The 24400-nt window shown below is 63.7% G+C and carries 27 protein-coding genes; 19 read left to right on the top strand and 8 right to left on the bottom strand.

The features are described 5' to 3' along the window. The first annotated feature begins 220 nt into the window (after window positions 1-220). The 5 genes from bioB to AU381_RS02290 are packed head-to-tail and all read left to right on the top strand — an operon-like array spanning window position 221 to window position 5181. The gene (gene bioB / locus AU381_RS02310; RefSeq protein ID WP_064240204.1) at window positions 221-1153 is read left to right on the top strand and encodes a biotin synthase BioB; all 933 of its coding nucleotides are present in this window, start codon (window positions 221-223) and stop codon (window positions 1151-1153) included. Next, complete coding sequence (locus AU381_RS02305) at window positions 1150-2292, top strand: 8-amino-7-oxononanoate synthase (protein WP_064240203.1); 1143 nt, start codon at window positions 1150-1152, stop codon at window positions 2290-2292. Before bioB ends, AU381_RS02305 begins: the two co-directional genes overlap by 4 nt. Further along, window positions 2292-2930 (top strand): dethiobiotin synthase, encoded by a 639-nt coding sequence (bioD, locus tag AU381_RS02300; protein ID WP_064240202.1) that lies wholly within the window; start codon window positions 2292-2294, stop codon window positions 2928-2930. The genes AU381_RS02305 and bioD overlap by 1 nt, the downstream gene beginning before the upstream one ends. Further along, on the top strand, window positions 2927-4195 hold the full coding sequence (locus AU381_RS02295) for an adenosylmethionine--8-amino-7-oxononanoate transaminase (protein WP_064240201.1): 1269 nt from the start codon (window positions 2927-2929) through the stop codon (window positions 4193-4195). The genes bioD and AU381_RS02295 overlap by 4 nt, the downstream gene beginning before the upstream one ends. Beyond that, on the top strand, window positions 4192-5181 hold the full coding sequence (locus AU381_RS02290; protein WP_064240200.1) for a beta-ketoacyl-ACP synthase III: 990 nt from the start codon (window positions 4192-4194) through the stop codon (window positions 5179-5181). Before AU381_RS02295 ends, AU381_RS02290 begins: the two co-directional genes overlap by 4 nt. A gap of 13 nt (window positions 5182-5194) precedes the next feature. On the opposite strand, the gene AU381_RS02285 is transcribed toward AU381_RS02290, so the two are convergent. Then, entirely contained in the window at window positions 5195-5647 is a 453-nt protein-coding gene (locus AU381_RS02285; protein WP_064240199.1) for a MarR family winged helix-turn-helix transcriptional regulator, read from the bottom strand. A 180-nt stretch (window positions 5648-5827) separates the two neighbouring features. Between AU381_RS02285 and AU381_RS02280 the strand changes: the two genes are divergently transcribed. From AU381_RS02280 to ureG, 13 genes are all read left to right on the top strand, one after another. After that, window positions 5828-6817, top strand: a complete 990-nt coding sequence (locus AU381_RS02280) for an alpha/beta fold hydrolase (protein WP_064240198.1) — start codon at window positions 5828-5830, stop codon at window positions 6815-6817. Between the two features lie 231 nt (window positions 6818-7048). Beyond that, entirely contained in the window at window positions 7049-7882 is an 834-nt protein-coding gene (locus tag AU381_RS02275) for an urease accessory protein UreD (RefSeq protein WP_156528525.1), read from the top strand. 27 nt (window positions 7883-7909) lie between these two features. Next, window positions 7910-8212: an urease subunit gamma gene (locus AU381_RS02270; protein WP_012066611.1), complete on the top strand. Its 303-nt coding sequence runs from the start codon at window positions 7910-7912 to the stop codon at window positions 8210-8212. 9 nt (window positions 8213-8221) lie between these two features. Continuing rightward, entirely contained in the window at window positions 8222-8476 is a 255-nt protein-coding gene (locus AU381_RS28110) for a DUF1272 domain-containing protein (protein WP_082909602.1), read from the top strand. Between the two features lie 12 nt (window positions 8477-8488). Beyond that, window positions 8489-8794: an urease subunit beta gene (locus tag AU381_RS02260; RefSeq protein ID WP_064240195.1), complete on the top strand. Its 306-nt coding sequence runs from the start codon at window positions 8489-8491 to the stop codon at window positions 8792-8794. After that, window positions 8791-9213, top strand: a complete 423-nt coding sequence (locus AU381_RS02255) for a lysozyme inhibitor LprI family protein (protein ID WP_064240194.1) — start codon at window positions 8791-8793, stop codon at window positions 9211-9213. Before AU381_RS02260 ends, AU381_RS02255 begins: the two co-directional genes overlap by 4 nt. Window positions 9214-9216: 3 nt before the next feature. Continuing rightward, the gene (locus AU381_RS02250) at window positions 9217-9867 is read left to right on the top strand and encodes a hypothetical protein (RefSeq protein WP_064240193.1); all 651 of its coding nucleotides are present in this window, start codon (window positions 9217-9219) and stop codon (window positions 9865-9867) included. A gap of 4 nt (window positions 9868-9871) precedes the next feature. Then, window positions 9872-11584 carry an urease subunit alpha gene (ureC, locus tag AU381_RS02245; RefSeq protein ID WP_064240192.1) on the top strand — a complete coding sequence of 571 codons (1713 nt, stop codon included), beginning with the start codon at window positions 9872-9874 and terminating at the stop codon, window positions 11582-11584. Window positions 11585-11764: 180 nt separating this feature from the next. Continuing rightward, complete coding sequence (locus AU381_RS02240; protein ID WP_064240191.1) at window positions 11765-12304, top strand: peroxiredoxin; 540 nt, start codon at window positions 11765-11767, stop codon at window positions 12302-12304. A 128-nt stretch (window positions 12305-12432) separates the two neighbouring features. Further along, the gene (locus AU381_RS02235; RefSeq protein WP_064240190.1) at window positions 12433-12729 is read left to right on the top strand and encodes a putative quinol monooxygenase; all 297 of its coding nucleotides are present in this window, start codon (window positions 12433-12435) and stop codon (window positions 12727-12729) included. Between the two features lies 1 nt (window position 12730). After that, window positions 12731-13210, top strand: a complete 480-nt coding sequence (gene ureE, locus AU381_RS02230; RefSeq protein ID WP_064240189.1) for an urease accessory protein UreE — start codon at window positions 12731-12733, stop codon at window positions 13208-13210. After that, window positions 13203-13871 (top strand): urease accessory protein UreF, encoded by a 669-nt coding sequence (locus tag AU381_RS02225; protein WP_064240223.1) that lies wholly within the window; start codon window positions 13203-13205, stop codon window positions 13869-13871. Before ureE ends, AU381_RS02225 begins: the two co-directional genes overlap by 8 nt. A 43-nt stretch (window positions 13872-13914) precedes the next feature. Further along, complete coding sequence (ureG, locus tag AU381_RS02220; RefSeq protein ID WP_064240188.1) at window positions 13915-14526, top strand: urease accessory protein UreG; 612 nt, start codon at window positions 13915-13917, stop codon at window positions 14524-14526. Between the two features lie 77 nt (window positions 14527-14603). Here the strand turns inward: ureG and AU381_RS02215 are convergent, their stop codons facing one another. The 7 genes from AU381_RS02215 to AU381_RS02185 form a co-directional block, all read right to left on the bottom strand. After that, window positions 14604-17921 carry an efflux RND transporter permease subunit gene (locus tag AU381_RS02215; protein WP_064240187.1) on the bottom strand — a complete coding sequence of 1106 codons (3318 nt, stop codon included), beginning with the start codon at window positions 17919-17921 and terminating at the stop codon, window positions 14604-14606. Between the two features lie 14 nt (window positions 17922-17935). After that, window positions 17936-19123: an efflux RND transporter periplasmic adaptor subunit gene (locus AU381_RS02210; protein ID WP_064240222.1), complete on the bottom strand. Its 1188-nt coding sequence runs from the start codon at window positions 19121-19123 to the stop codon at window positions 17936-17938. Between the two features lie 438 nt (window positions 19124-19561). Then, window positions 19562-20554, bottom strand: coding sequence for an ABC transporter substrate-binding protein (locus AU381_RS02205; protein WP_064240186.1), 993 nt, complete (start codon window positions 20552-20554; stop codon window positions 19562-19564). 30 nt (window positions 20555-20584) lie between these two features. Continuing rightward, a complete protein-coding gene (locus AU381_RS02200) occupies window positions 20585-21454 on the bottom strand; it encodes an ABC transporter permease (RefSeq protein ID WP_064240185.1) in 870 nt (289 codons plus the stop codon). Beyond that, on the bottom strand, window positions 21451-22335 hold the full coding sequence (locus AU381_RS02195; protein ID WP_064240184.1) for an ABC transporter permease: 885 nt from the start codon (window positions 22333-22335) through the stop codon (window positions 21451-21453). Before AU381_RS02195 ends, AU381_RS02200 begins: the two co-directional genes overlap by 4 nt. Beyond that, window positions 22328-22765 (bottom strand): endonuclease domain-containing protein, encoded by a 438-nt coding sequence (locus AU381_RS02190; protein ID WP_280137771.1) that lies wholly within the window; start codon window positions 22763-22765, stop codon window positions 22328-22330. The genes AU381_RS02195 and AU381_RS02190 overlap by 8 nt, the downstream gene beginning before the upstream one ends. Before the next feature lie 268 nt (window positions 22766-23033). Next, complete coding sequence (locus AU381_RS02185) at window positions 23034-23825, bottom strand: ABC transporter ATP-binding protein (RefSeq protein ID WP_064240183.1); 792 nt, start codon at window positions 23823-23825, stop codon at window positions 23034-23036. Between the two features lie 121 nt (window positions 23826-23946). On the opposite strand from AU381_RS02185, the gene AU381_RS02180 reads away from it, so the two are divergent. Then, window positions 23947-24381 (top strand): cupin domain-containing protein, encoded by a 435-nt coding sequence (locus AU381_RS02180; protein WP_064240182.1) that lies wholly within the window; start codon window positions 23947-23949, stop codon window positions 24379-24381. Window positions 24382-24400: the final 19 nt, after the last annotated feature.

Raw genomic sequence — 24400 nt, 5'->3', positions numbered from 1 at the left:
AATCGGCGCCGGCGCGGGTGAACATCGGGTCGAAGATTTCAGATGGGCGGTTGCGTCTCTCTCCACCAACGAACTATAGATAAAATGCGATTCTATCTATATCGATGGTCGTGAATAGAGGGGGATAGCCACGAATGCGGGATGTGATCGTAACGGGCGGGGCAGGTTCGGTCAGCTGCGGCACCGATGAAATGCCTTGGAACCTCGCTGAAGCAAAAAAATCTATAATTTGCCTTTCAACGACCTTCTGTTCCGCGCCCAGTCCCTACATCGCACGCATTTCGATCCGAACGCAGTGCAGATGAGCCGGCTCCTGTCCATCAAGACCGGCGGCTGCGCGGAGGATTGCGGCTATTGCAGCCAGTCGGCGCATTATCCGACCGGCCTCAAGGCGTCGAAGCTGATGGAGATCGAACGCGTCATCGCCGAGGCGCGCAAGGCCAAGGACGGTGGCGCGACGCGCTACTGCATGGGGGCAGCCTGGCGCAGTCCGAAGGAACGGGACATGGAGGCGATCGTCGCCATGGTCCGCGGCGTCAAGGCGCTCGGGATGGAAACCTGCATGACGCTCGGCATGCTGTCGCCTGCCCAGTCGGAGCGGCTCGCAGGGGCCGGGCTCGACTACTACAACCACAACGTCGACACTTCGGAGCGCTTCTACGGCGAGATCATCACCACCCGCACCTTCGCCGACCGACTGGAAACGCTCGCCAATGTCCGTGATGCCGGAATCAAGGTCTGCGCCGGCGGCATATTGGGCATGGGCGAGACGGTTGACGACCGCATCTCGATGCTGGTGACGCTCGCCAATCTTCCTGCCGCGCCGGAAAGCGTGCCGATCAACATGTTGATCCCCATTCCCGGATCGAAGCTCGCCGATGCGCCGCCTGTCGATCCGATCGATTTCATCCGGACGATCGCGCTCGCCCGTATCCTGATGCCGCAGTCCCATGTCCGCCTTTCCGCCGGCCGCACGGACATGTCCGACGAGATGCAGGCGCTCTGTTTCTTCGCCGGGGCGAATTCGATCTTCGTCGGGGAGACGTTGTTGACTGCCGACAATCCCGGCGAGGATCATGATGCGGCGTTGTTCCGTCGCCTCGGACTGAAGCCGATGGCACTGCAGCCGGCGGAGATGGAGCCGGCCGAATGATCGCCGGCGCTCTCGGCCGCTACGAGAGGACCCTGGCGGGGCTCGGGCGAAAGGGGCGGCGACGGGCGCTTGTCGCCCAAGAAGGAGTCGATTTTACTTCGAACGACTACTTGGGCCTTGCCCACTCGCCGCGCCTGAAGACGGCGGTCCTATCGGCGCTCGAGGGCGGCGTGCCGGCCGGCGCGGGCGGGTCGCGGCTGCTGCGCGGCAACCATCCGGAGCACGAGGCACTGGAGGTCGAGGCGGCCGCATTCTTCGGCGCGGATCGGGCGCTTTTTTTCGGCAGCGGCTATGCCGCGAATGTGGCGCTGTTTTCGACCCTGCCGCAGCGAGACGACATCATCGTCCATGACGCGCTGATCCATGCGAGCGCCCATGAAGGCATCACCGCAAGCAAGGCGCCGGCCGTTGCCGCAAGCCACAACGATCTCGATGCTTTTGCCGATGCAATCCACAAGTGGCGCAGCGCCGGCGGAACGGGGCACCCATGGATTGCCGTTGAAAGCCTCTATTCGATGGACGGCGACCGGGCGCCGCTCGTCGAACTTGCCGCAATGGCCGAAGAACACGACGGCTTCCTGGTCATCGACGAGGCCCACGCCACGGGTGTCTTCGGTCGGGGCGGCCGCGGGCTTTCGGCGGCGCTCGAAGGCCGGGAAAATGTCGTCGTGCTGCATACTTGCGGCAAGGCGCTCGGCGTTTCCGGCGCGTTGCTCGGCGCCCATGCAATCCTGTGCGACTATCTCGTCAACCGCGCCCGCGGCTTCATCTATTCGACCGCACCGTCGCCGCTGACGGCGGCCGCGGTTCGCGAGGCTTTGCGGATCGCCGCGGACGAACCGCAGCGCCGGGCGGAATTCGACGCGCTTCACACCTTTGCCAATGCGGCGCTTGCGGCAACGCTCGGCGTCGAAGGCAGCGGATCGCAGATCCTGCCGGTGATGATCGGCGACAACGGTCGAGCCGTGAGGATCGCGGCGCGCCTGCGTTCGGAAGGCTTCGACATCCGGGCGATCCGGCCGCCGACAGTTCCCGAGGGCACGGCGCGGCTCCGGATCGCGATCACGCTGAATGTCGACAGGACGGCGATCGAGCAGATGCTGGAACGGCTGAAGGTCGCGATGGCGGAGGAGCGCTGATGACATCCCGCGTCGTGATCACCGGCACGGACACCGGCATCGGCAAGACTGTCTTTGCCGCCGCGCTCACCGATGCGCTTGCCGGCTGCTACTGGAAGCCGGTGCAGGCCGGGCTCGACGGCGAGACGGACAGCGAGACCGTCCGGCGGCTCGGCCGGATGGAGGCTCGCCGCATCCTGACGGAGGCCTACAGGCTCGCCACACCCGCTTCGCCGCATCTCTCCGCCAGGCTCGACGGCGCGACGATCCAGCCGGATAGCCTTTCGCCGCCATCGGTCGACGCGCCGCTCGTCATCGAAGGGGCGGGGGGGCTTCTGGTGCCGCTGACGGAACGGACGGTCTTTGCCGATGTGTTTCAGCGCTGGCAAATTCCCGTTGTCCTCTGCGCCCGCACCGAACTCGGCACGATCAATCACACGCTGCTGTCGCTCGAAGCGCTGCGAGTCCGGTCGATCCCGATTGTTGGGGTCGCCTTCATCGGCGAGGCGCGGGCGGATACGGAGAATATCATCGGTGAACTGGGACATGTCCCTGTGCTCGGTCGGCTGCCGCGGCTCGATCCTTTGACGCCGGATGCGTTGCGGCGAGCCTTCCGCGAACATTTTGAATTCGACCGAATTCGCGAGGCGCTGGCATGAGCCGCTCTCCGGTGTGGCACCCCTTTACCCAGCACGCGCTGGAACCGGCGATGAAGCGTATCGTCCGCACCGAGGGCGCCTATCTGATCGGCGAGGAGGGCGCGCACATTCTCGATGCGATCTCGTCCTGGTGGGTGATCACCCACGGTCACCGACACCCGGCGATCATGGAGGCGATCCGGAGCGCCGCGGAAACCTATGATCAGGTGATCTTCGCCGAATATACCCATGCGCCGGCGGAGGAACTGGCCAAGGGCCTGATCGAGATCGCCCCCGTCGGACTGAAGCACGTCTTCTATTCCGACAGCGGCTCGACGGCCGTGGAGGTGGCGCTGAAGATGGCGCTCGGCTACTTCAACAATATCGGCGCACCGCGCAGCCGCATCTGCGTGATGGAGCACAGCTATCACGGCGATACGATCGGCACGATGTCGGCCGGCGAGCGCGGCGTGTTCAATGCCGCCTACGAGCCGCTTCTCTTCGCCGTCGACCGGTTGCCGTTCCCGGAGCCCGGACGCGAACAGGAGACGCTCGACGCGTTCGACAGCATTTGCGCTTCCGGCCGTGTGGCGGCGCTCATCGCCGAGCCGTTGGTTCTCGGTGCCGGCGGGATGAAGATCTACCCGGCTGTCGTGCTTGCCGAACTGAAGCGGATTGCCGAACGGCACGGCACTCTCCTGATTGCCGACGAGGTGATGACCGGCTGGGGCCGGACCGGCAGCCTGTTTGCCTGCGAGCAGGCAGGGATCGCGCCGGACATCCTCTGCACCTCGAAGGGCCTGACCGGCGGAGCGCTGCCGCTGGCGGCGACCCTTTGCACGGCCGAGATATTCGACGCGCATCTGTCGGTCGACCGGCGCCGGACATTCTTCCATTCCAGCTCCTATACGGCCAATCCGATCGCCTGCGCGGCGGCCGTCGCCAATCTCGCCGTCTGGAACTCGGAGCCGGTCGGCGAACGCATCGAAGCGCTTGCCGCGAAGCAGCGGCGGCATCTCCAGCGCTTCGGCGCCGATCCGCGCTTCCGCAATGTTCGCCAGGCCGGTACGATCGTCGCGCTTGACCTTTCCGTGTCGGCGGGCGGCTATCTGGCGGATGTCGGGCCGCGGCTGAAGCGCTTCTTTCGTGAGCGCCGGCTGCTCATCCGCCCGCTCGGCAATGTCATCTATCTGATGCCGCCCTATTGCGTCACCGACGCCGATCTCGACCGGGCCTATGACGCGATCGACGAGGCGGCGTCGGCCTTTGCGGCGGGGCGGCTATGAGCGTCGTCCGGTCATCCCGCCTTGCCGGCTTCGGCCATTCCGTGCCGGCGCGGCGCGTCGAGAACGCCGAGATCGAAGCGAAACTCGGGCTTGAGCCGGGCTGGATCGAGCGCCGCACCGGCATCCGCGCACGGCGCTGGGTCGAGGACGGCGATACGCTGAGCGGCCTTGCGGCGAGGGCCGGCGAAGCCGCGCTTGAGGATGCGGGGATTCCGCGAGGCGATATCGCCTTGACGCTGCTTGCGACCTCGACGCCCGATCACCTCCTGCCGCCCTCCGCACCGCTGCTCGCCCATCGTCTCGGACTCGCCAACTCCGGTGCGATCGACCTTGCCGGTGCCTGCTCGGGCTTCCTCTACGCGCTGACGCTCGCCGACGGCTTCGTTCGTGCGCAGGCAAAGCCTGTTCTCGTCGTTGCCGCCAATATCCTGAGCCGCCGCATCAACCCGGCCGAGAGGGCGAGCGCCGTGCTCTTTGCCGATGCGGCCGGTGCGGTTGTGGTCGCGCCGTCAGCCGATCCGGCCAAGGGGCTTGTCGGAGTCGATCTGGCATCGGACGGGAGCGGCTACGATCTGATCACGATTCCCGCCGGCGGCAGCAACCGACCCTTCGCGGCGGGGATGGCGGCGGAGGACGTGCTGATGACGATGTGCGACGGGCGGGAGGTGTTCGTGCGGGCAGTGGAGATGATGACGGCTTGCGCAACCCAAGCGCTCGCCGATGCCGGTCTTGGCCCGGGGGACGTCAGCCGCTTCGTGCCGCACCAGGCGAATGTCCGGATCTTCGATGCAGTCTGCGGCAATCTCGGCATCGACCCGTCAAAGACCGTGCGGACCATCGAGGACCACGGCAATTCGTCGGCAGCGACGATCCCGTTGTCGCTTTCGCTCGCGCACAAGGCCAAGCGTTTCGCGCATGGGGAAAGGCTGTTGCTGACGGCGGCCGGCGCGGGGCTGACCGGAGGGGCGGTGGTCGTCGGCGTTTAAATGGGTGACAGCGCTACCGCAACAGCGACGCGCGGAGTGTTGCGATTTCCTTTTTGAGCCGGCCAATCTCCGCGGGTTCCATTCCGGTCGCATCAACGATGCCAAGCGGAACGGTGCTGGCCTTTTCCTTGAGCGCTCGGCCGATCTCGGTCAGGCGCACCCGCACCTGGCGCTCATCGGCCCGGTCGCGAACCCTCGAAATATAACCCATCGCCTCGAGACGCTTCAGCATCGGGGTGAGGGTGCTTGATTCCAGGAAGAGCTTCTCCCCCAGGCTGCCGACAGTCTGATCGTCCTTTTCCCATAGGGCAACCATCACGAGATATTGTGGATAGGTGAGGTCCAACTCGTCGAGCAGAGGCTTGTAGACGCGCGTGAATGCATGGTTCGCAGAATAGATCGCGAAGCACAGGAAATTATCGAGCTTCATCAGCTCTTCGGGGGAGGGAGTCTCTGCCTTCGCCATGACCTTCTTCCGAGTTCGCGTAGAAAACAAGGTAAATCGTTCGCGATATAATCGCAAGGTATTGACAGGGGGATTTGTTCGCGATAAACATCGTACACGATTTAATCGATGGCGATGAAAAACGTCGATTTATATCGTACGCGATTTAATAGCTGCCTCACGAAAAGATGGAGCAATTCGATGGCCAAGGTTCAAAACACCACGGCCACCGTTTCCAGGAGGGAGATGCTGGCGGGAGCTCTCGGTGCCGCCAGCGCGGCCGCCGCACTCTCAGTCTCCCCGCCGGCCGCAGCGGCGGATAAGGTAAAGCCATCAACCACGGAAGGAGCAAGGACCATGGGAAGCAGGATCACAACTCGCGACGGCGTTGAAATCTACTACAAGGACTGGGGTCCGAAGGACGGTCCGGTCGTCGTCCTCAGCCACGGCTGGCCGCTGTCATCCGATAGCTGGGAAGCCCAGGCCTTCCATTTGGCCAACAACGGTTTCCGCGTCGTCACCCATGATCGCCGCGGTCACGGCCGGTCCAGCCAGCCCTGGGATGGCAACGACATGGATCATTATGCCGACGATCTTGCCGATCTGATCGAGCAACTGGATCTCAAGGGCATCTTCCTGGCCGGCTTTTCCACCGGCGGCGGCGAGATCGCCCGCTATATCGGCCGTCACGGTACGAGCCGCGTCGCCAAGGCTGGCCTGATCTCGGCAGTGCCGCCGCTGATGGTCAAGACCGACAAGAACCCCGGTGGCCTGCCGAAGGACGTGTTCGATGGCTTGCAGGCGGCCAGCCTCGCCGACCGCTCGCAACTCTACAAGGACATCGCCTCGGGGCCCTTCTTCGGCTTCAACCGGCCGGGCGCGAAGCCTTCGCAGGGGATGATCGACAGCTTCTGGCTGCAGGGCATGACGGCCGGCCACAAGAACACCTATGATTCGATCGTTGCCTTCTCGCAGACAGACTTCACCGAGGACCTGAAGAAGTTCGATGTGCCGACGCTGATCATCCACGGCGACGACGACCAGATCGTTCCGATCGATGCTGCCGCCCGAGCCGCCGGGAAGCTCATTCCGCATGCGGAGCTGAAGGTCTATCCGGGTGCGCCGCACGGAATCACGGACACGCACAAGGAGCAGTTGAACAAGGACCTGCTGGAGTTCGCACGCTCCTAAAGATAGCACGTGTCGGAGTAGCCGTAGGAGAGGGTGCCGCAAGCCGGCGCCCTCTCTGTTCGGAAGTCCCCGCGGTCCGGCCCCTGCTCGTAGCCGCCCACCCGAGCTTTGTTTATTTCAGCGGCCTCGATTTCGCTTGCGAAACAGAGACTTGACTTTGGTCTTACGATTTCAGACCATGCCGCATCGATGCACGTCGGCGGGGCGTGCCGGCAGGGGACGTCTGAAGACTTGAGTGACGCGGCGATCATCGCTCCGCAAAGGGCGTGGGGAAAGGGGCGGCTTGTTGCCAAGTCCGAAAGGGGCCGCACGCGCATCGCCGAGCTCTACCAGGAAGGCTGCGCCAAGATCCGTTTGCCCAAGACCTTCGACAGTTCGATGGAAGCGGTGCTCATCAACTCCTCGGGCGGCGTTACCGGGGGCGACCAACTCGAATGGGGCTTCGCGGCCGGCGCGGGGACCAGCCTGACGCTGACCACGCAGGCCTGCGAGAAGATCTACAAGGCGAGTGCGGATACGGCCGCGATCGCGACGCGCATATCTGTGGCTGCCGGAGCCCGGGTCGATTGGCTGCCACAGGAAACGATCCTCTTCGACCGCGCCTCGCTGTCGCGCTCGCTCGAGGTCGATCTGGCGCCCGATGCGAGTTTTCTCGCGGTCGAGGCCGTGCTTCTCGGCCGCAAGGCGATGGGCGAGGCGGTGCATGCCGGCCTGTTTCGCGATCGCTGGCGGGTCCGGAGCGGCGGCAGGCTGGTCCATGCCGAGAACCTGACGCTTGCCGATGACATTGCGAGGCTTGCCGCCAGGCCCGCAACGCTTGGCGGCGCTGCCGCTTTCGCCACGCTCCTCTATGCGGCGCCGGACTGCGAAGCGATGCTTTCGAAGCTGCGCGGAATACTCGCACCGGTCGTGGCGTCTGGCGTCAGCCACTACAAGGTCGGCGGCCGCGACAAGCTCGTCGCCCGTGTCGCGGCTGCCGATGGTTTCGAGCTTAGAAAAATCCTCGTCCCGCTCATTTCGCACTTGCGTAAGGACGCATCTGTGCCGAAAGTCTGGACTCTCTGATCCCGCAAGCAATCCGGATAGCGACGCATGAATCTCACTCCGCGCGAAAAAGACAAACTGTTGATTTCCATGGCGGCAATGGTCGCGCGCCGACGTCTTGAGCGAGGTGTCAAGCTCAACCATCCCGAGGCCATCGCCCTCATCACCGATTTCGTCGTCGAGGGTGCGCGCGACGGCCGTTCCGTTGCCGAATTGATGGAGGCCGGCGCGCATGTGCTGACCCGCGACCAGGTGATGGAGGGCATTGCGGAGATGATCCACGACATCCAGATCGAGGCGACTTTCCCGGATGGGACGAAGCTCGTCACCGTTCACGAGCCGATCCGCTAGGAGGAAATCATGCTGAGCCTGCGCCCGAACTGCGAATGTTGCGATCGCGACCTGCCGCCCGACAGCCGGGAGGCGATGATCTGCACTTTCGAATGCACCTTTTGCGCCGATTGCGCCGAGGCAAAGCTCTCCGGGATCTGCCCGAACTGCAGCGGCGAACTGGTCTGCCGGCCGGTGCGTCCGGCGGCAATGCTGAAGAAATATCCGGCTTCGACGGAGCGCGTGCTGAAACCGCAAGGCTGCGCGTCAGAGAAGGCCGCGTAAGGGGGCGTGAGCATGATTCCAGGCGAGATTATCGCAGCCGCTGGCGACATCGAACTCAATGGCGGTCTTCAGACCGTCACCATTGAAGTCTCCAACTCCGGCGACCGGCCGGTGCAGGTTGGCAGTCACTATCATTTTGCGGAAACGAACCCCGGCCTGATCTTCGACCGTGACGCGGCTCGGGGCAAGCGGCTCGACATCCCCGCCGGCACGGCCGTGCGCTTCGAGCCGGGGCAGACGCGGCAGGTCACGCTGATCCCGCTTTCCGGCAAGCGCGAGGTTTTTGGCTTCCGCCAGCAGGTGATGGGCAAGCTATGAGGGCGGCCGCACCCGCAACCGGCCTGCTTTTCATTCTCGTGGGTTCCGCCTTCGCTCAGGAACAGCCTGAGGTGGACTGCCAAAAGGCAGTGACGCAGATGGATTTGAACATTTGCGCCGATCAGGAATACCAGGCGGCGGACGCGGAACTCAATAAAATCTACCGTGAGGCGATCGCCGCGATGCAGGAAACCGACAAGGAGCTCGGTGCCATCGATGTCGCCTATGTCGGAGCCGTCGAAGCGTTGAAGAAGGCGCAACGGGCCTGGATCGGCTACCGCGACGGTCAGTGCGAGCTCGCCGGGTTCGAGGCGCGGGGCGGCTCGATGGAGCCCATGCTGGTCTCCGGCTGCCTCGCGGAATTGACCCGCAAGCGTACCGCCGAATTGAAAGAGTTGCTCGAAACTGCAGGGAACTGACCGTTGCAAAGTCGGCGCGTCATCATGATCGTGGGCAACGGCGAGGTGCCGGAAGGTGCTGCCGCGACGATCGATGCTGCCGACCTCGTGGTCCGCTTCAATGACTGCCGCTCGGTCGGCCGGGGCGGCAGGAAGACCGATGTCATAGCCGTCTGCAACACCGGCCGGCCGGCGCTGTCGATGCTCGGCGGCGGCCGCTGGAAGACGAGCGAGCCGGTGCGACAGGCGCGCGAATTCTGGAGCGTGCGCTCCGGCGCGAAATTCGCGGCGATGCGGGCAGCACTTGCCGAGGCGCATCCGGACCTCGACGATTTCTGTGACGACTACACGACCGGCTTCGAAAGTTTCGCGCGGGCGACAGGCCGGCGACATAGGGTCGTGCCGATAGGGACGCACGAGCAGTTGGAGCAGGACCTCGCCCGTTTCGCGCCGGCGCCCTACGTCGCGCCGTCGAGCGGGCTGGTGGTGATCGCCGACATCCTGTCCGGCACCGCCTCTGCCGGCGACGAAATCGTGCTTGCCGGCTTCGGTCACAGCGGCTGGGAGTGGCATCCCTTTGCTGCGGAGCGCCGTTTTGTCAATGCGCTTGCCGCCGAGGGGCGGCTACGTCGCCTCAGTCCATTGCCTTTGCCAGACTTGCCCCAAGGAGCCTGAAACCATGTCCTACAAAATGTCGCGCGCCGCCTATGCCAACATGTTCGGTCCGACCGTGGGCGACAAGGTTCGGCTTGCCGATACGGAACTCTTCATCGAGGTCGAGAAGGATTTCACCACCTATGGCGAGGAGGTGAAGTTCGGCGGCGGCAAGGTCATCCGCGACGGCATGGGCCAGAGCCAGGTGACGCGCGAGGGCGGTGCGGTCGATACGGTTATCACCAATGCGCTGATCGTCGATCACTGGGGAATCGTCAAGGCGGATATCGGCCTCAAGGACGGCCGGATCGCCGCGATCGGCAAGGCCGGCAATCCGGACACGCAGCCGGGCGTGAACATCATCGTCGGCCCAGGCACCGAGGCGATCGCCGGTGAGGGCAAGATCGTCACGGCCGGGGGCATGGACAGCCACATCCACTTCATCTGCCCGCAACAGATCGAAGAGGCGCTGATGAGCGGGTTGACCTGCATGCTGGGCGGCGGCACGGGGCCGGCGCACGGCACGCTGGCGACCACCTGCACGCCGGGGCCGTGGCACATCGCCCGGATGATCGAGGCGGCCGATGCGTTTCCGATGAACCTCGCCTTCGCCGGCAAGGGCAATGCCTCGCTGCCCGGCGCGCTCGTCGAAATGGTGCTCGGCGGCGCCACCTCGCTGAAGCTGCACGAGGATTGGGGAACGACGCCCGGGGCGATCGATTGCTGCCTGTCGGTCGCGGACGAATACGACGTCCAGGTGATGATCCACACCGATACGCTGAACGAAAGCGGCTTCGTCGAGGACACGATCGCGGCGATCAAGGGCCGGACCATTCACGCCTTTCACACCGAAGGGGCCGGCGGCGGCCACGCGCCGGACATCATCAAGATCTGCGGACAGCCGAACGTCATCCCGTCCTCGACCAACCCGACGCGGCCCTACACGCTGAACACGCTCGCCGAGCATCTCGACATGCTGATGGTCTGCCATCACCTGTCCCCCTCGATCCCCGAGGACATCGCCTTTGCCGAAAGCCGCATCCGCAAGGAGACGATCGCGGCGGAAGACATCCTCCACGACATCGGCGCCTTCTCGATCATCTCCTCCGACAGTCAGGCCATGGGTCGCGTCGGCGAGGTGGCGATCCGCACCTGGCAGACGGCAGACAAGATGAAGCGCCAGCGCGGCCGACTGGAGGAAGAAAGCGGCGACAACGACAATTTCCGCGTCAAGCGCTATGTCGCCAAATACACGATCAACCCGGCGATCGCCCATGGCCTCAGCCATGAGATCGGATCCCTCGAAGTCGGCAAGCGCGCCGATCTGGTCCTCTGGAACCCGGCCTTTTTCGGCGTCAAGCCGGACATGGTGCTGCTCGGCGGCACGATCGCGGCCGCGCCGATGGGCGACCCGAACGCCTCCATCCCGACGCCGCAGCCGGTCCACTACCGGCCGATGTTCGGCGCCTATGGCCGGAGCCGGACCAATTCTTCGGTGACCTTCGTCTCGCAGGCCTCGCTCGACGCCGGACTGGCGGGAAGGCTCGGTGTCGCCAAGGAACTCGTCGCCGTCCAGAACACCCGCGGCGGTATCGGTAAGGCGTCGATGATCCACAACAGCCTGACGCCGCATATCGAGGTCGATCCGGAGACCTATGAAGTTCGCGCGGACGGCGTACTGCTGACCTGCGAACCGGCGACCGTGCTGCCGATGGCGCAGCGGTACTTCCTGTTCTAGAGGGAGACCCGCCAAACCGCAGCCATGCATCAATCGCAAGGCTGCCATGCGGCGCCGATTTAAACTGCGCTTTGATGCTGCACTGCAGCGGAATCTTCGGTAGAAGGGGCCTTCCCTTTCGCCGGCCGGGTTTCCTCCCAAGACTTGACGCGGCCGGCTGCCCACTCGAAGGAGATGAAGATGCTCGGCAGAAAAGTTCCCGTTGTAACCTTCCGCACCCGCGTGCGCGACGAAGCCGTCGGCGGTTCCAATCCGTTCCGCTGGCAGGATGTCTCGTCGGATAACTATTTCGCCGGCAAGCGCGTCGTGCTGTTCTCGCTGCCGGGCGCCTTCACCCCGACCTGCTCGACCTATCAGCTGCCGGATTTCGAGAAGCTGACGCCCGAGTTCCGCGCGCTCGGCATCGATGAGATCTACTGCATCTCGGTCAACGACGCCTTCGTCATGAACGCCTGGGGCAAGTCGCAGGGGCTCGAAAACGTCAAGCTCATTCCGGACGGTTCGGGCGAGTTCACACGCAAGATGGGCATGCTCGTGGCCAAGGACAATCTCGGCTTCGGCATGCGATCCTGGCGCTACGCCGCCGTCGTCAACAACGGCACGGTCGAGCAGTGGTTCGAGGAAGAAGGCTATTCCGACAATTGCGACAGCGATCCCTATGGCGTTTCCTCGCCGCAGAACATCCTCGCCGCGCTGAAGTCGCAGAAGATCGCTGCCTGATCCGGCATCGAGATCATGAAGGCCCCGGCTGCCGCAAGCAGGTTTGAAAGTCTTTTGGATTTTCGCCTTCTTGCTGGCGCCGGGGCTTTTTCTTGTTAAAGTGAATCCCGTCGGAGACATGGAATTCAATGGTTTACGTCATCGCATATCTGAAGGCGCATGCGGGCAAGGGCGACGAGGTTGCAGCGCTCGCCGCGCCGCTGATCGAGGCCACCCGCAAGGAGGAGGGCTGCGTCAGCTATGATCTTTATCGCAAGACCACCGAGCCGGACATGCTGGTCTTCGTCGAGACCTGGAAGAGCCCTGCGGCCGTCGATGACCATTTCGCCGAGCCACATCTGAAGTCCTTCCAAGCGGCAATGGCTACTCTCCTTGCCGAGGTTCGCGTCGAGGTCGTGCATCCGGACAAGGTCGAGGTACTCTGACGTGCCCTATCGTTCGACCGAAGTTCTTTCCCCCGGTACCGCCGACAAGGCGCCGCTTCACCGGGTGACGCTCACCCACGACCAGCGGCATCTGCGCCGAAAGCTCCTTCATCTGGAAAACGAGGATGTCGTGATGCTCGACCTCAAGGAGCCGGTGATGCTCGCCGACGGCGATCTCCTGGTGCTGGAGGGCGGCGGCTATATCGAAGTGAAGGCGGCCGAGGAGGCGCTCTACGAGATCCGTCCGCGCGACAGGCTGCATCTGGTCGAGCTCGCCTGGCATCTCGGCAACCGCCACCTGCCGGCAGCGATCGAGGAGGGGCGGATACTGATTGCCCGCGATCCCGTCATCCGCGCCATGCTCGAAGGCCTCGGAGCGACGGTGAGCGAAGTCGTGGAGTCTTTCCACCCTCTGCGCGGCGCCTATCACGGCACGGGCGGCGGCCATCATGGGCATGGTCATCACCACCACCATGGCTGAAGAGGCCGCAACGCAGGCTCTGCTGCGCCTCGTCACCTGGCTTTCGCCCGCCTTTCCCGTCGGTTCCTTTTCCTATTCCGGCGGTTTGGAACAGGCGGTTCACGACGGCCTCGTGGCGAATGCCAACGATCTGCGGCTTTGGTTTGAAACGCTTGTGAATCACGGTGCGCTCCGGAACGACGCGCTGCTTCTGGCCGAAAGCTATCGCAGCCATGACGATCCGGCACGACTGCAGGCGGTCGGCGAACTGGCCGAGGCGCTCGCCGGCTCTCGCGAGCGGCACATGGAAACCATGCTTCTTGGCGAGGCGTTTCTCGCCGCCGCCAGCCACTGGCCGCACCCGGTGCTGGAGACGCTCGGAACGGCCGCCTATCCGGTCGCGGTCGGCGCCGTCGCCGGCGCGCATCGCACCGGGCTGGAGCCGACGCTCGCGGCCTTTCTCAACGCAACGGCATCGAGTGCCGTCTCGGTTGCCATCCGCTGCGGCGTCATCGGCCAGCGCGATGGCGTCGGCGTGCTGGCCGGCCTTGAGGCGGCGATTGCGGCGGTTGCCTCCCGTGCCGCACGCGGCTCGCTCGACGATCTTGGCTCGGCCGCGATCATGGCCGATATTGCATCGCTCAGACACGAAACCCTGCATTCGCGGCTGTTCCGCTCATAGCGGCGGCACGGCCGCGTCTTGTGCAGTAGAAAGGACACAGGAAATGCCATCGAAAAACGGTCCCCTTCGCGTCGGCATCGGCGGCCCGGTCGGGTCGGGCAAGACGGCGCTGACCGATAAGCTGTGCAAAGCGATGCGCGAGAAATACTCGGTCGCCGTCGTCACCAACGACATCTACACGAAGGAGGACGCCGAGGCGCTGGTGCGCATGCAGGCGCTGCCTTCGGAGCGAATCGTCGGCGTCGAGACCGGCGGCTGCCCGCACACGGCGATCCGCGAGGATGCTTCGATCAATCTTCAGGCGATTGCCGAGCTCAACCGCCGTATCCCGGATCTCGACGTCGTCTTCATCGAATCGGGCGGCGACAATCTCGCGGCCACCTTCTCGCCCGACCTGGCGGACCTGACAATCTACGTGATTTCCGTCTGCCAGGGGGAGGAAATCCCGCGCAAGGGAGGCCCGGGGATCACCAAGTCCGATCTGCTGGTCATCAACAAGAAGGATCTTGCCCCTTACGTAGGCGCCGATCTCGACGTCATGGAGCGCGATGCGGCTCGGATGCGCGCCGAAAAGCCCTTCGTGTTTTCCGATATGAAGCGCGGCGACGGCGTCGACCGGATCGTCGAGTTCCTGAGCGTGCAGGGCGGGCTCTGACGCCTCGACGTGAGGCGTCAGGCAAAAAGCCTGTGCTTCCTAAGGCGAGCTTAGCGGTTCTGACTATGAACCCGCATCTATTCGGCGGCGAGGGCCGGATGGCTGATGACCTTGCGGTCCGACTTGCCGCGCCGCTCCGCCTCCAGCGCCTTGACGCGTTCCTCGAGGCCTTCGATCGTGCCCGCCTGTTCGGCGGCGAGTTTGCTGAGCGCCTCGCGGTCGAGCGGCAGATCTTCCTCCTCCTTCTTGCCGACCATGCGGCCGAAGATCCAGGCGAGAAGACGCGACAGGTCGTCCATGATCAGGAAGAATGAAGGCACGACGACGAGGCTGAGCACCGTCGAGACGATGATGCCGCCGATGACGGCGATCGCCATCGGGGCGCGGAACGAGCCGCCTTCGCCGACGCCGAGCGCGGAAGGCAACATGCCCGCCGACATGGCGATCGAGGTCATGACGATCGGACGGGCGCGCTTGCGGCCCGCTTCGACCATCGCCAGCGTCCGGTCCATGCCGTGGTGCATCATCTCGATGCCGAAGTCGACGAGCAGGATGGCGTTCTTGGTAACGATGCCCATCAGCATCAGGATGCCGATCAGCACGGGCATCGAGAGCGCGTTCTGGGTGAGGATCAGCGCTGCAGCCACGCCGCCGATCGCCAGCGGCAGCGAGAACAGGATGGTGAAAGGCTGGATGACATCCTTGAACAGCAGGATGAGCACCACCAGCACCATCATCAGACCCAAGAGCATGGCGTTGCCGAAGCTCTGCTGCATCTCCGCCTGAACCTCGGCATCGCCGCTCTCGATGAACTGAACCGTACCCGGCAGCTCGGCTTGCGCGGCGATCTCCTTGAAGCGGGCGGAAGCCGTGTCGAGGGCTACACCAGCGGGCAGATCGGCGCCGAGCTTCACAACACGGTAGCGGTCGTAGCGCTTGATGGAGCTCGGTCCTTCCGCATAGTTGATGTCCGCGACGCTCGAGAGCGGTACCGTGGCACCGGAGGCTGTCTGGACCTTCAGGTTGCGGATAGCTGCCAGATCGGTGCGGAAATCGCGATCGAGCTGGACCCGGATCGGGATCAGGCGCCCGTCCAGCGCAATCTTGGTGAGCAGCGCGTCGATATCGCCGATCGTGGCGACCCGAATGACTTCGGATATCTGCGCGGTCGTGATGCCGAGACGGGACATCTGTTCGTCCCGCGGGCGGATCTGCAGTTCCGGCCGGGGCAGGGCACCGTCGGGGCTGACATTGGCGAGCAGCGGGTCCTTGCGCAGGCTTGCTTCAAGAATGGCCACCGCCTGGTCAAGATCTGCTTCGTTGCTGGAAAGCAGGTTGAACGACAGGTCGCGCTCACCGCGATCGTTGAGCTTGGTGACGCGGACGTCCGGGATCGATCGAAGCTTGGCGAGGATTTCCTTTTCGATCTGCGACTGCGGCTTGATGCGGCCCGCCGGCGGCAGCTTCGGCAGATATTCACCGATCAGCGGCGTCCGGCCGATCACGTCGTTGACCACCTTGTTGACGAGCGAATGATCGAGCTTCTCGAGAAGCACGGTGACGGCGGCGCGGCGCAGTTCGAGATCGCCCTTCGGCGAGGCGCCGCCAAGCACGAAGACGTTCTCGACGCCATCGATATCCTTGATGCGGTTATAGATCTCCGTCGTCGTCCGGTCGGTGTCCTCGAGCATCGCATCCGGCGGCAATTCGATCGACAGGCTGACGCGCGAATTGTCCTCCGGCGGCAGGAAGCTGCCCGGCACGAAGACCATGAGCGCGATCACTGAGCCGACCGAGAGCACGATTGCCGCAAGCAGCGTCGAATAGCGCGTGTACCAGCGCTTCGTGGTGAAGCGCACGAGGCGCGTATAGAACTGCATGATGGCGCTGTCGTCGTCGCCATGATATCCGCCGCCGATGTCCGTCGGCTTCATCAGATAGGCGGCCATGACAGGCGTGATCAGGCGGGCGACGAGGAGCGAGAAGAACACCGAGACGGCGACCGTCAGGCCGAACTGGATGAAGTACTGCCCGGGAATGCCCGGCATGAAGGAGACGGGCACGAAGACGGCAATGATGGTGAAGGTGGTGGCGATGACGGCGAGGCCGATCTCGTCCGCCGCCTCGATCGCCGCCTTGTAGGGCGATTTGCCCATGCGGATATGCCGTTCGATGTTCTCGATCTCCACGATCGCGTCGTCGACAAGGATACCGGTCGCGAGCGTCATCGCCAGGAAGCTGACGAGGTTCAGCGAGAAGCCGAGGAGTTCCATGACCCAGAAGGTCGGGATGGCAGAGAGCGGCAGGGCAACGGCCGAGATCAACGTGGCGCGCCAGTTGCGCAGGAACAGCATCACGACGACGACGGCGAGAAGTGCGCCCTCGATCAGCGTGTGAATTGCCGCTTCGTAGTTGCCGTAGGTGTAGTAAACCGAATCGTCAACCATCTCGATGGTGACTTCCGGGTGCTTGGCGCGGATTTCGTCGAGCGTCTTGGCAACCGTTTCGGCGACGCTGACTTCGCTCGCGCCCTTGGCGCGGAACACCGCGAAGGTGACGCCGGGATGGCCGTTGAAGCGCGAGAAGGACTTAGGCTCCTCGTAGGTGTCGGTGACCTTGCCGAGCTCCGACAGACGAACGAAACGTCCGTTCGGCAGCGAGATCATCGTATTGGCGAGCTGGGAAACATCGCGTGCGTCGCCGAGCGTGCGGATCGCCTGTTCGCTGCCGCCGACCTGACCGCGGCCCGAGCCGAGATCCATGTTCATGCGGCGGAGCTGGCCGTTGACGTCGGCAGCGGTGATTCCGAAGGAATTCAGCCGGTCCTCATCGAGCTCGATGCGGACTTCGCGATCGGACCCGCCATAGCGGTCGACGCGGCCAATGCCGCTCTGGCCCTGGATGGCGCGCTTGACCGTGTCGTCGACGAACCAGGACAGCTCCTCGAGCGTCATCCCGGGCGAGGAGATCGAGAAAGTCTGGATCGCCTGGCCCTCGACATCGACCTTCGAGACGATCGGTTCATCGATCGAGGTCGGCAGATCGCCGCGAATGCGGTCGATCGCGTCCTTGACGTCCTGGACCGCCTGTTGGGTGGGCACTTCCATGCGGAAGATGACGGCGGTGGTGGACGTGCCGTCGGTTATTGTCGACTCGATATGGTCGACGCCGGAAATGCCGGCGACCGCGTCCTCGATTTCCTTGGTGACCTGGGTCTCGAGTTCGGCAGGCGCGGCGCCGCTCTGGGTGACGGCGATCGAAACGATCGGCACGTCAATGTTCGGGAAGCGGGTGATCGGCAGCGTGTTGAAGGACTGCCAGCCGAGCACGACCAGCACGAAAAACGCCAGAATCGGCGCGACCGGATTGCGGATGGACCAGGCGGAGAAGTTCATGGTCTCTGTTCCCGTCAATTGGTTATCGGCTGGTCGGACTTGACCGGATTGATCCGGTCGCCGTCGCGAACATAGGCGCCGGCCTTTGCCACCGCCTGTTCACCCGGCTTCAGGCCTGAAAGAATTTCGACGAACTGTCCATCCTGGATCCCGGTATCGACCGGAACCAGGCGCACGATGCCGTTCTCTACCTTGCGGACGATGGTCTTGCCGTCTTCCGATGTAACGGCGGTTTGCGGCAAAACGACCGTCTGCTTTTCTTCAACCGTGACGACAGCGCTCGCATACATGCCGGCGCGCGCTTCGGTCGTGTCGGTGAGGCTGATGTGAACCTTGCCGAGGCGCGTCTGGGCATCGACCGTCGGCGCGATCAGGCGGATCTTGCCTTCGACCATCGCGTTGCTGCCGGCGAGCTTGACCGTTGCGGGTTGTCCGACGGCAAGCCTGATGATGTCGGCTTCAGCGACATCGGCCGTCATCTCGATCGTGCCGTCGCGGATCATAGCGAAGAGCGGGTCGCCATTGCCGCTGGCGATCGCGCCGACCTTGGCGTTCTTGGCCGAGATCACGCCGCTGACCGGGGCCTTGACCTCGGTGCGGGCAAGCCTGAGGTCGATATCGTCGATCTGCGCCTGGACGACCTTGATGTCCGCTTTTGCGACGCCAACCGATTGTTCGGCCGAGCGGAGGCGCGCACGCGTGGCGGCGGCGAGCGCCTTCAGGCGGTCCGCCTCGGCGGTCGAGACGGTGCCGTTCTCCGAAAGCCGCACGGCGCGATCGGCGACGCGCGTCGCCTCTTCGGAATTCGCGGCCGCTTCGGCAAGCTGGGCGTTGAGTTGCGCGAGCGAGGCTTCTGCCTTGGCGAGATTGGCCTCGAGCTGGCTTTTCTGCAGGAGCAGCGCGTCGTCGTTGAGAACTGCGAGCGTGCTGCCCTCTTCCACCCAGTCGCCGACATCCGCATTCAACGAGCGTATGGAGAGGCCGTCGACAAGCGGTGCAACATAGGTTTCCTCGACCGCTTCGATCGAGCCGGTGGCAAGGACGCGGTCGCTGATCTTGCGTTCTACCGCTTCCGTGACGACGATCGAGGGCAGGGCCGGCGTCGGCCGCGGTTTTGCGGCCTCCTCGGCCGAGACGCCCGAAAATGCTCCGAGCGTCATCGCTGCGCATGCGCCGAGAAGAGGAAGGAGTTTCTGAGCCATCGGCCTATCGTCCTGATACAAATAAACCATGCCGCATCGCCATTCATCAAGGGCGAAGATCCGGCTGTAATCATGCTATTCCCGCGTGTAGCGCCCGGCATTGTCGGCCCCTTGCCGAGACCAGTCGCGCTCACACACTCGAAAATCTCCGGTCGACAGCCTTAAGCCTAAAGTGTCGATCCGGGAGAAATTTGCTCGAGGAAGCGAGATCAGAGAAAATCGGCCTCCCCTGCGCCTACTCTCCAGTCAAACATTCCGGCCTATGTAAGCGCGGTGGCAAATGCTTGCAAGGGCGAGAAGCGATGGTGCCTCAATATTTTTATGGCTCGCGTGAAGCTATAGTGGCGTAAGCCAAATGCAAGCTTGACAACCGGGCGGATTGGCAAAAAGCGCGCGGCATACTGCCGCGCGCTCCTCGTCTGGTCCAGATATGGGGGCTTATTTCAGCGCTTCGTCCGTGATCTCGTGCGTCCAGGCGCCTTCCGGCTCCTTGGAGATGACCGGATCGGAGCCGCCGGAGAGCAGCGACTGGACCGTACGCTTGTAGTCGGCCTCGTCGAGCGCGCCATTCGAACCTGCCGTCAGCTTGGCGATCTCGCCCATCATGCGCTTCTGATGCTTTTCCGTCTGGGCGCCGGTCGAGTCATTCTCGAGCACGATATCCGCCGCCTCGTCCGGATTCTCCTCGGCATATTTCCAGCCCTTCATCGAGGCACGGACGAACTTCACCATCTTTTCCTTGAAGGCGGCGTCCTTGAGCTTGTCCTCGAGCACGTAGAGGCCGTCCTCGAGCGTTGCGACGCCCTGGTCTTCATATTTGAAGGTGACCAGATCCTCCGGCTTGATGCCGGCGTCGATGACCTGCCAGTATTCGTTGTAGGTCATGGTGGAAATGCAGGCCGCCTGCTTCTGGATCAGCGGGTCGACGTTGAAGCCCTGCTTCAGGACGGTCACGCCATTCGGACCTCCGTCCGTCGGAATTTTCAACTGCGACATCCAGGAGAGGAACGGGTACTCGTTGCCGAAGAACCAGACGCCGAGCGTCTTGCCCTTGAAGTCCTCGGGAGTCTTCACACCCGATTCCTTGAGACAGGTGAGCATCATGCCGGACTTCTTGAAGGGCTGGGCGATGTTGACGAGGGCCACGCCCTTCTCGCGCGTGGCAAGGGCGGACGGCATCCAGTCGACGATGACGTCGGCTCCACCGCCGGCGATGACCTGCGGCGGAGCGATATCCGGGCCGCCCGGCTTGATATCGACGTCGAGGCCCTCTTCCTCGTAAAAGCCCTTGTCCTTGGCGACGTAATAGCCGGCGAACTGGGCCTGCGTCACCCATTTCAGCTGCAGCGTGACCTTGTCGGCGGCATTGGCGCTAAAGGCGGCAAGCGAAACGACGCCCGCTGCCAGCAGAGATGCAAGTTTCTTGTTCATGTCAGTTCCCTCTTATCATTGCTTTGTCTATCAGGCCCGGCCACTGCGGATGGACGGATGCCAGAAGGTGACGGCCCGCTCAATGAGCGCAACCACCCCGTAGAAGGCGGAGCCAGCCACCGCCGCAACGGCGATTTCGGCCCAGACCATGTCGACGTTCATGCGCCCCACTTCCGTGGAGATCCGGAAACCCATGCCGACAATGGGCGTTCCGAAAAACTCGGCCACGATCGCGCCGATAAGCGCCAGCGTCGAGTTAATCTTGAGTGCGTTGAAAATGAAAGGCCAGGCCGCCGGCAGCCGCAGCTTGACGAGGGTCTGCCACCAGGAGGCTGCGTAGGTGCGCATCAGGTCGCGCTCCATGTGGCTGGCAGTGGCAAGGCCCGACACCGTGTTCACCAGCATCGGGAAGAAGGTCATGATGACGACGACGGCAACCTTCGACTGCCAGTCGAAGCCGAACCACATGACCATGATCGGCGCGACGCCGATGACGGGGAGGGCGGACACGAAGTTGCCGAGCGGCAGCAGACCCTTCTGCAGGAAAGGAGAGCGGTCGATGAGGATCGCCACGACGAAACCGAGCCCGCAGCCGAGCGCATAGCCGGTCAGCACGGATTTCAGGAAGGTCTGGCGGAAATCGGCGGCGAGTGTCGGTACCGAATTGATGAGCCGCGCCCAGATCATCGACGGTGCCGGCAGCAGCACCGAAGGAATGCCGAAGCCGCGGACGATGCCTTCCCACAGGACAAGGATCGTCACGCCGAAGAGGAGAGGCACCGCGAAGCGCGCGGCGTTGCCCAGCGTGCGGTTTGTAAAATGCTGACGGACCAGCCATTCGTTGAAGGCCCAGGCGACGAGCCAGAACAGGATGGCGCCGGCGAGAGCGGCAAGGTTCATGGCTTGGCTCCCATGCGCTTCAGGACGGCGGAGTGCGCGAAGCCGACGATCATGACGAGGACGGCGGCGAGTGCCGCGGCCATGAACAGCGCTGCCCAGATCTGCACGGTCTGGCCGTAATAGGAGCCGGCGAGCAGCCGTGCGCCGAGCCCGGCCACGGCACCGGTCGGCAGTTCGCCGACAATGGCACCGACGAGGGAAATGGCGACGGCGACCTTCAGCGAGGTGAAGAGATAGGGCATGGAGGAGGGCCAGCGCAGCTTCCAGAAGGTCTGTGCTGCCGAGGCGTTGTAGGTGTGCATGAGGTCGAGCTGGATCGTTTCCGGGCTGCGCAAGCCCTTGACCATGCCGACCACCACCGGGAAGAACGACAGATAGGTGGAGATCAGCGCCTTCGGTAAGAGGCCGGCTATGCCGATGGCATTCAAGACGACGATGATCATCGGCGCGATCGCCAGGATCGGTATCGTCTGGCTGGCGATCACCCAGGGCATCAGCGAGCGGTCCATGGCGCGGTTGTGAACGATGCCGACGGCGAGAAGCACGCCGAGTGCCGCACCGATGCCGAAGCCGAGCAGGGTGGCGGAAAGCGTGATCCAGGCGTGATAGACGAGGCTGCGCTTCGAGGTGATCGCCCTGTTGACGGTCGTGTCCCAGATCTCGGCAACCACCTGGTGCGGTGCCGGCAGCACCGGTCGCTCCTGCGCCATCGTGTTCCCGACGAGGTCGGAGAAAGCGATCTCGGTGCCGGCGCGCGCCGCCGTGTCGCGCTCGAAGGGCGCGTTCAGGAAGACGGCGGCGATGTACCAAATGGCGATCAGGAGCGCGACGACGGTTGAGATTGGAAGGAGTTTGTCGCGGAGGAAGCTGGGCTTATGCATCGGCGCCTCCGTCGGCCCGAACCGTCGAGCGCTCCGCCTTAAGGTGACGGCTGGCGTGTTTGCGAATGGACAGAAATACATAATCCGGTCCGTCGAGCACCTGGGAATTGTCGAAGCGCAGGACAGTGAACCCTTGTGCCCCAAGGAATTCATCCCGCCGCTTATCATGACGTCTGCCAGCGTCTGTCTCGTGGCTGTCGCCATCGACTTCAACGATAAGGCGTGCGGAAAGCCATGCGAAGTCCGCAATGTAGGGGCCGACGGGGGTTTCTCTGCGGAAGCGAGCGCCTAAGGGGCGTGGGTCGCGGAGCATGTTCCACATCGCCGCTTCGGCTTTGGTCATTTCCGTTCGGAGCTTCCTGGCGCGTTGCCTGACCTTCGGGTCGATGTTGGAGTGTGCCAAAGACCCCTCCCGGTTCGCTGCGCTCACCACCCTCCCCACAAGGGGGAGGGAAACCCCAGCCGCGCCGTCGTTGCTAAATCTCACCCACTCACATTCCGAAGAGGGGCTGGGTGATGCGATTCCAGGATAAGGGCTTTGTGTGACACGTGCCTGCGCAGGCGCCTCTCGAGGTTGGAACCGATCTTTGGAACTCAACCGAGCGGCATACGCGGCCAAGCCCCTCCCCCTTGTGGGGAGGGGTTGGGGAGGGGTTTTTCCCCGCCGCGATCGCGGAGCGGCTAAATCAGGCCAACAGCTATTCATCATAGCTATGCCCCGCCCTCAGCCCCTCGCGCACCCGGTGGGCGATCTCCAAAAATTCCGGCGTCTCGCGGATGCCGAGCGGACGCTCCCTCGGCAGCGTCGATTCGATGATGTCGGTCACCCGGCCGGGGCGCGGGCTCATCACGACGATCTTGGTCGAGAGATAGACGGCCTCCGGGATCGAGTGGGTGACGAAACAGATCGTCTTGTTGGTCTGCGCCCAGAGCTTCAGGAGCTGCTCGTTCAGGTGATCGCGGACGATCTCGTCGAGGGCGCCGAAGGGTTCGTCCATCAGGAGAAGATCGGCGTCGAAGGCCAGCGCCCGGGCGATCGACGCCCGCTGCTGCATGCCGCCGGAGAGCTGCCAGGGGTATTTCTTGCCGAAGCCCGTGAGGTTGACGAGCTCCAGCGTCCGTTCGATGCGCGCCTTCCGCTCGTCCTTGGCGTAACCCATGATTTCGAGCGGCAGCGCGATGTTCTTCTCGATCGTTCGCCAGGGATAGAGCGCTGCCGCCTGGAAGACGTAGCCATAGGCGCGATTGTGGCGGGCTTCCTCCGGCGTCTTGCCGTTGACGGCGATCGTGCCGGCCGTCGGCTTCTCGAGGTCGGCGATGATGCGCAGGAAGGTCGTCTTGCCGCAGCCGGACGGGCCGATGAAGGAGACGAAGTCGCCCTTCGCCACGTCGAGATTCACGCCTGTCAGCGCATTGACCGGCCCGTCGCTGGTCTGGAACGTCAGGCCGAGATTTCGGGCCGAGACCACGGAGGCGGAATTGGATGTCATGGATGGATTCTCATTCTCACCTGTCTGTGCCAGACTGCTATTCGGGCCGGCAACATGCAATCGTGGATTTGCCGCAGAAGGCTCCTGTTCAAGGTTTTTCAGCGAATTCTGGAGAACGGTCATGTCTCGATCATCCAATCCTGGCTGTCGCGTGGTGCGGCCGGGCAGCGGTTATGCCGGCAAGCAGGGGCTCGATTACTTCGAAGGCATCGCCGCGGAGACAGTGGGCTCCACCGGCATCTGCATGCATCTCGTCACCATGCCGCCCGGCGCGCGCGCCAAGGCGCATCTCCACGAGAACCATGAGACGGCCATCTATGTGCTTTCCGGCGAGGCCTGTACCTGGTTCGGCGACCGGCTCGAAGAGCGCGTGCTCGTCAGGGCCGGCGAGATGCTCTACATCCCGGCCGGCATACCGCACATGCCTGCCAATCTTTCCGACAGCCCCTGCACGGCGGTGATCGCCCGGACAGATCCGAAGGAGCAGGAGAGCGTCGTTCTCTTGCCGGAGCTGGACGGTCTGGTGCCGGCCGATCCTCTTGCACGTAGCGAATGACGAATGCGGCATCTGAAAT

Source organism: Sinorhizobium glycinis (assembly GCF_001651865.1).
GTDB lineage: Bacteria > Pseudomonadota > Alphaproteobacteria > Rhizobiales > Rhizobiaceae > Sinorhizobium > Sinorhizobium glycinis.
This window is presented reverse-complemented; position numbering and strand designations above follow the sequence as displayed.

Bases quoted from the DNA above. Each gene is read 5' to 3' on its own strand.
- AU381_RS02305 (WP_064240203.1), top strand. From the start codon at position 1,150: ATGATCGCCGGCGCTCTCGGCCGCTACGAGAGGACCCTGGCGGGGCTC.
- bioD (WP_064240202.1), top strand. From the start codon at position 2,292: ATGACATCCCGCGTCGTGATCACCGGCACGGACACCGGCATCGGCAAG.
- AU381_RS02295 (WP_064240201.1), top strand. From the start codon at position 2,927: ATGAGCCGCTCTCCGGTGTGGCACCCCTTTACCCAGCACGCGCTGGAA.
- AU381_RS02290 (WP_064240200.1), top strand. From the start codon at position 4,192: ATGAGCGTCGTCCGGTCATCCCGCCTTGCCGGCTTCGGCCATTCCGTG.
- AU381_RS02285 (WP_064240199.1), bottom strand. From the start codon at position 5,647: ATGGCGAAGGCAGAGACTCCCTCCCCCGAAGAGCTGATGAAGCTCGAT.
- AU381_RS02280 (WP_064240198.1), top strand. From the start codon at position 5,828: ATGGCCAAGGTTCAAAACACCACGGCCACCGTTTCCAGGAGGGAGATG.
- AU381_RS02270 (WP_012066611.1), top strand. From the start codon at position 7,910: ATGAATCTCACTCCGCGCGAAAAAGACAAACTGTTGATTTCCATGGCG.
- AU381_RS28110 (WP_082909602.1), top strand. From the start codon at position 8,222: ATGCTGAGCCTGCGCCCGAACTGCGAATGTTGCGATCGCGACCTGCCG.
- AU381_RS02260 (WP_064240195.1), top strand. From the start codon at position 8,489: ATGATTCCAGGCGAGATTATCGCAGCCGCTGGCGACATCGAACTCAAT.
- AU381_RS02255 (WP_064240194.1), top strand. From the start codon at position 8,791: ATGAGGGCGGCCGCACCCGCAACCGGCCTGCTTTTCATTCTCGTGGGT.
- ureC (WP_064240192.1), top strand. From the start codon at position 9,872: ATGTCCTACAAAATGTCGCGCGCCGCCTATGCCAACATGTTCGGTCCG.
- AU381_RS02240 (WP_064240191.1), top strand. From the start codon at position 11,765: ATGCTCGGCAGAAAAGTTCCCGTTGTAACCTTCCGCACCCGCGTGCGC.
- AU381_RS02235 (WP_064240190.1), top strand. From the start codon at position 12,433: ATGGTTTACGTCATCGCATATCTGAAGGCGCATGCGGGCAAGGGCGAC.
- AU381_RS02225 (WP_064240223.1), top strand. From the start codon at position 13,203: ATGGCTGAAGAGGCCGCAACGCAGGCTCTGCTGCGCCTCGTCACCTGG.
- ureG (WP_064240188.1), top strand. From the start codon at position 13,915: ATGCCATCGAAAAACGGTCCCCTTCGCGTCGGCATCGGCGGCCCGGTC.
- AU381_RS02215 (WP_064240187.1), bottom strand. From the start codon at position 17,921: ATGAACTTCTCCGCCTGGTCCATCCGCAATCCGGTCGCGCCGATTCTG.
- AU381_RS02210 (WP_064240222.1), bottom strand. From the start codon at position 19,123: ATGGCTCAGAAACTCCTTCCTCTTCTCGGCGCATGCGCAGCGATGACG.
- AU381_RS02205 (WP_064240186.1), bottom strand. From the start codon at position 20,554: ATGAACAAGAAACTTGCATCTCTGCTGGCAGCGGGCGTCGTTTCGCTT.
- AU381_RS02200 (WP_064240185.1), bottom strand. From the start codon at position 21,454: ATGAACCTTGCCGCTCTCGCCGGCGCCATCCTGTTCTGGCTCGTCGCC.
- AU381_RS02195 (WP_064240184.1), bottom strand. From the start codon at position 22,335: ATGCATAAGCCCAGCTTCCTCCGCGACAAACTCCTTCCAATCTCAACC.
- AU381_RS02185 (WP_064240183.1), bottom strand. From the start codon at position 23,825: ATGACATCCAATTCCGCCTCCGTGGTCTCGGCCCGAAATCTCGGCCTG.
- AU381_RS02180 (WP_064240182.1), top strand. From the start codon at position 23,947: ATGTCTCGATCATCCAATCCTGGCTGTCGCGTGGTGCGGCCGGGCAGC.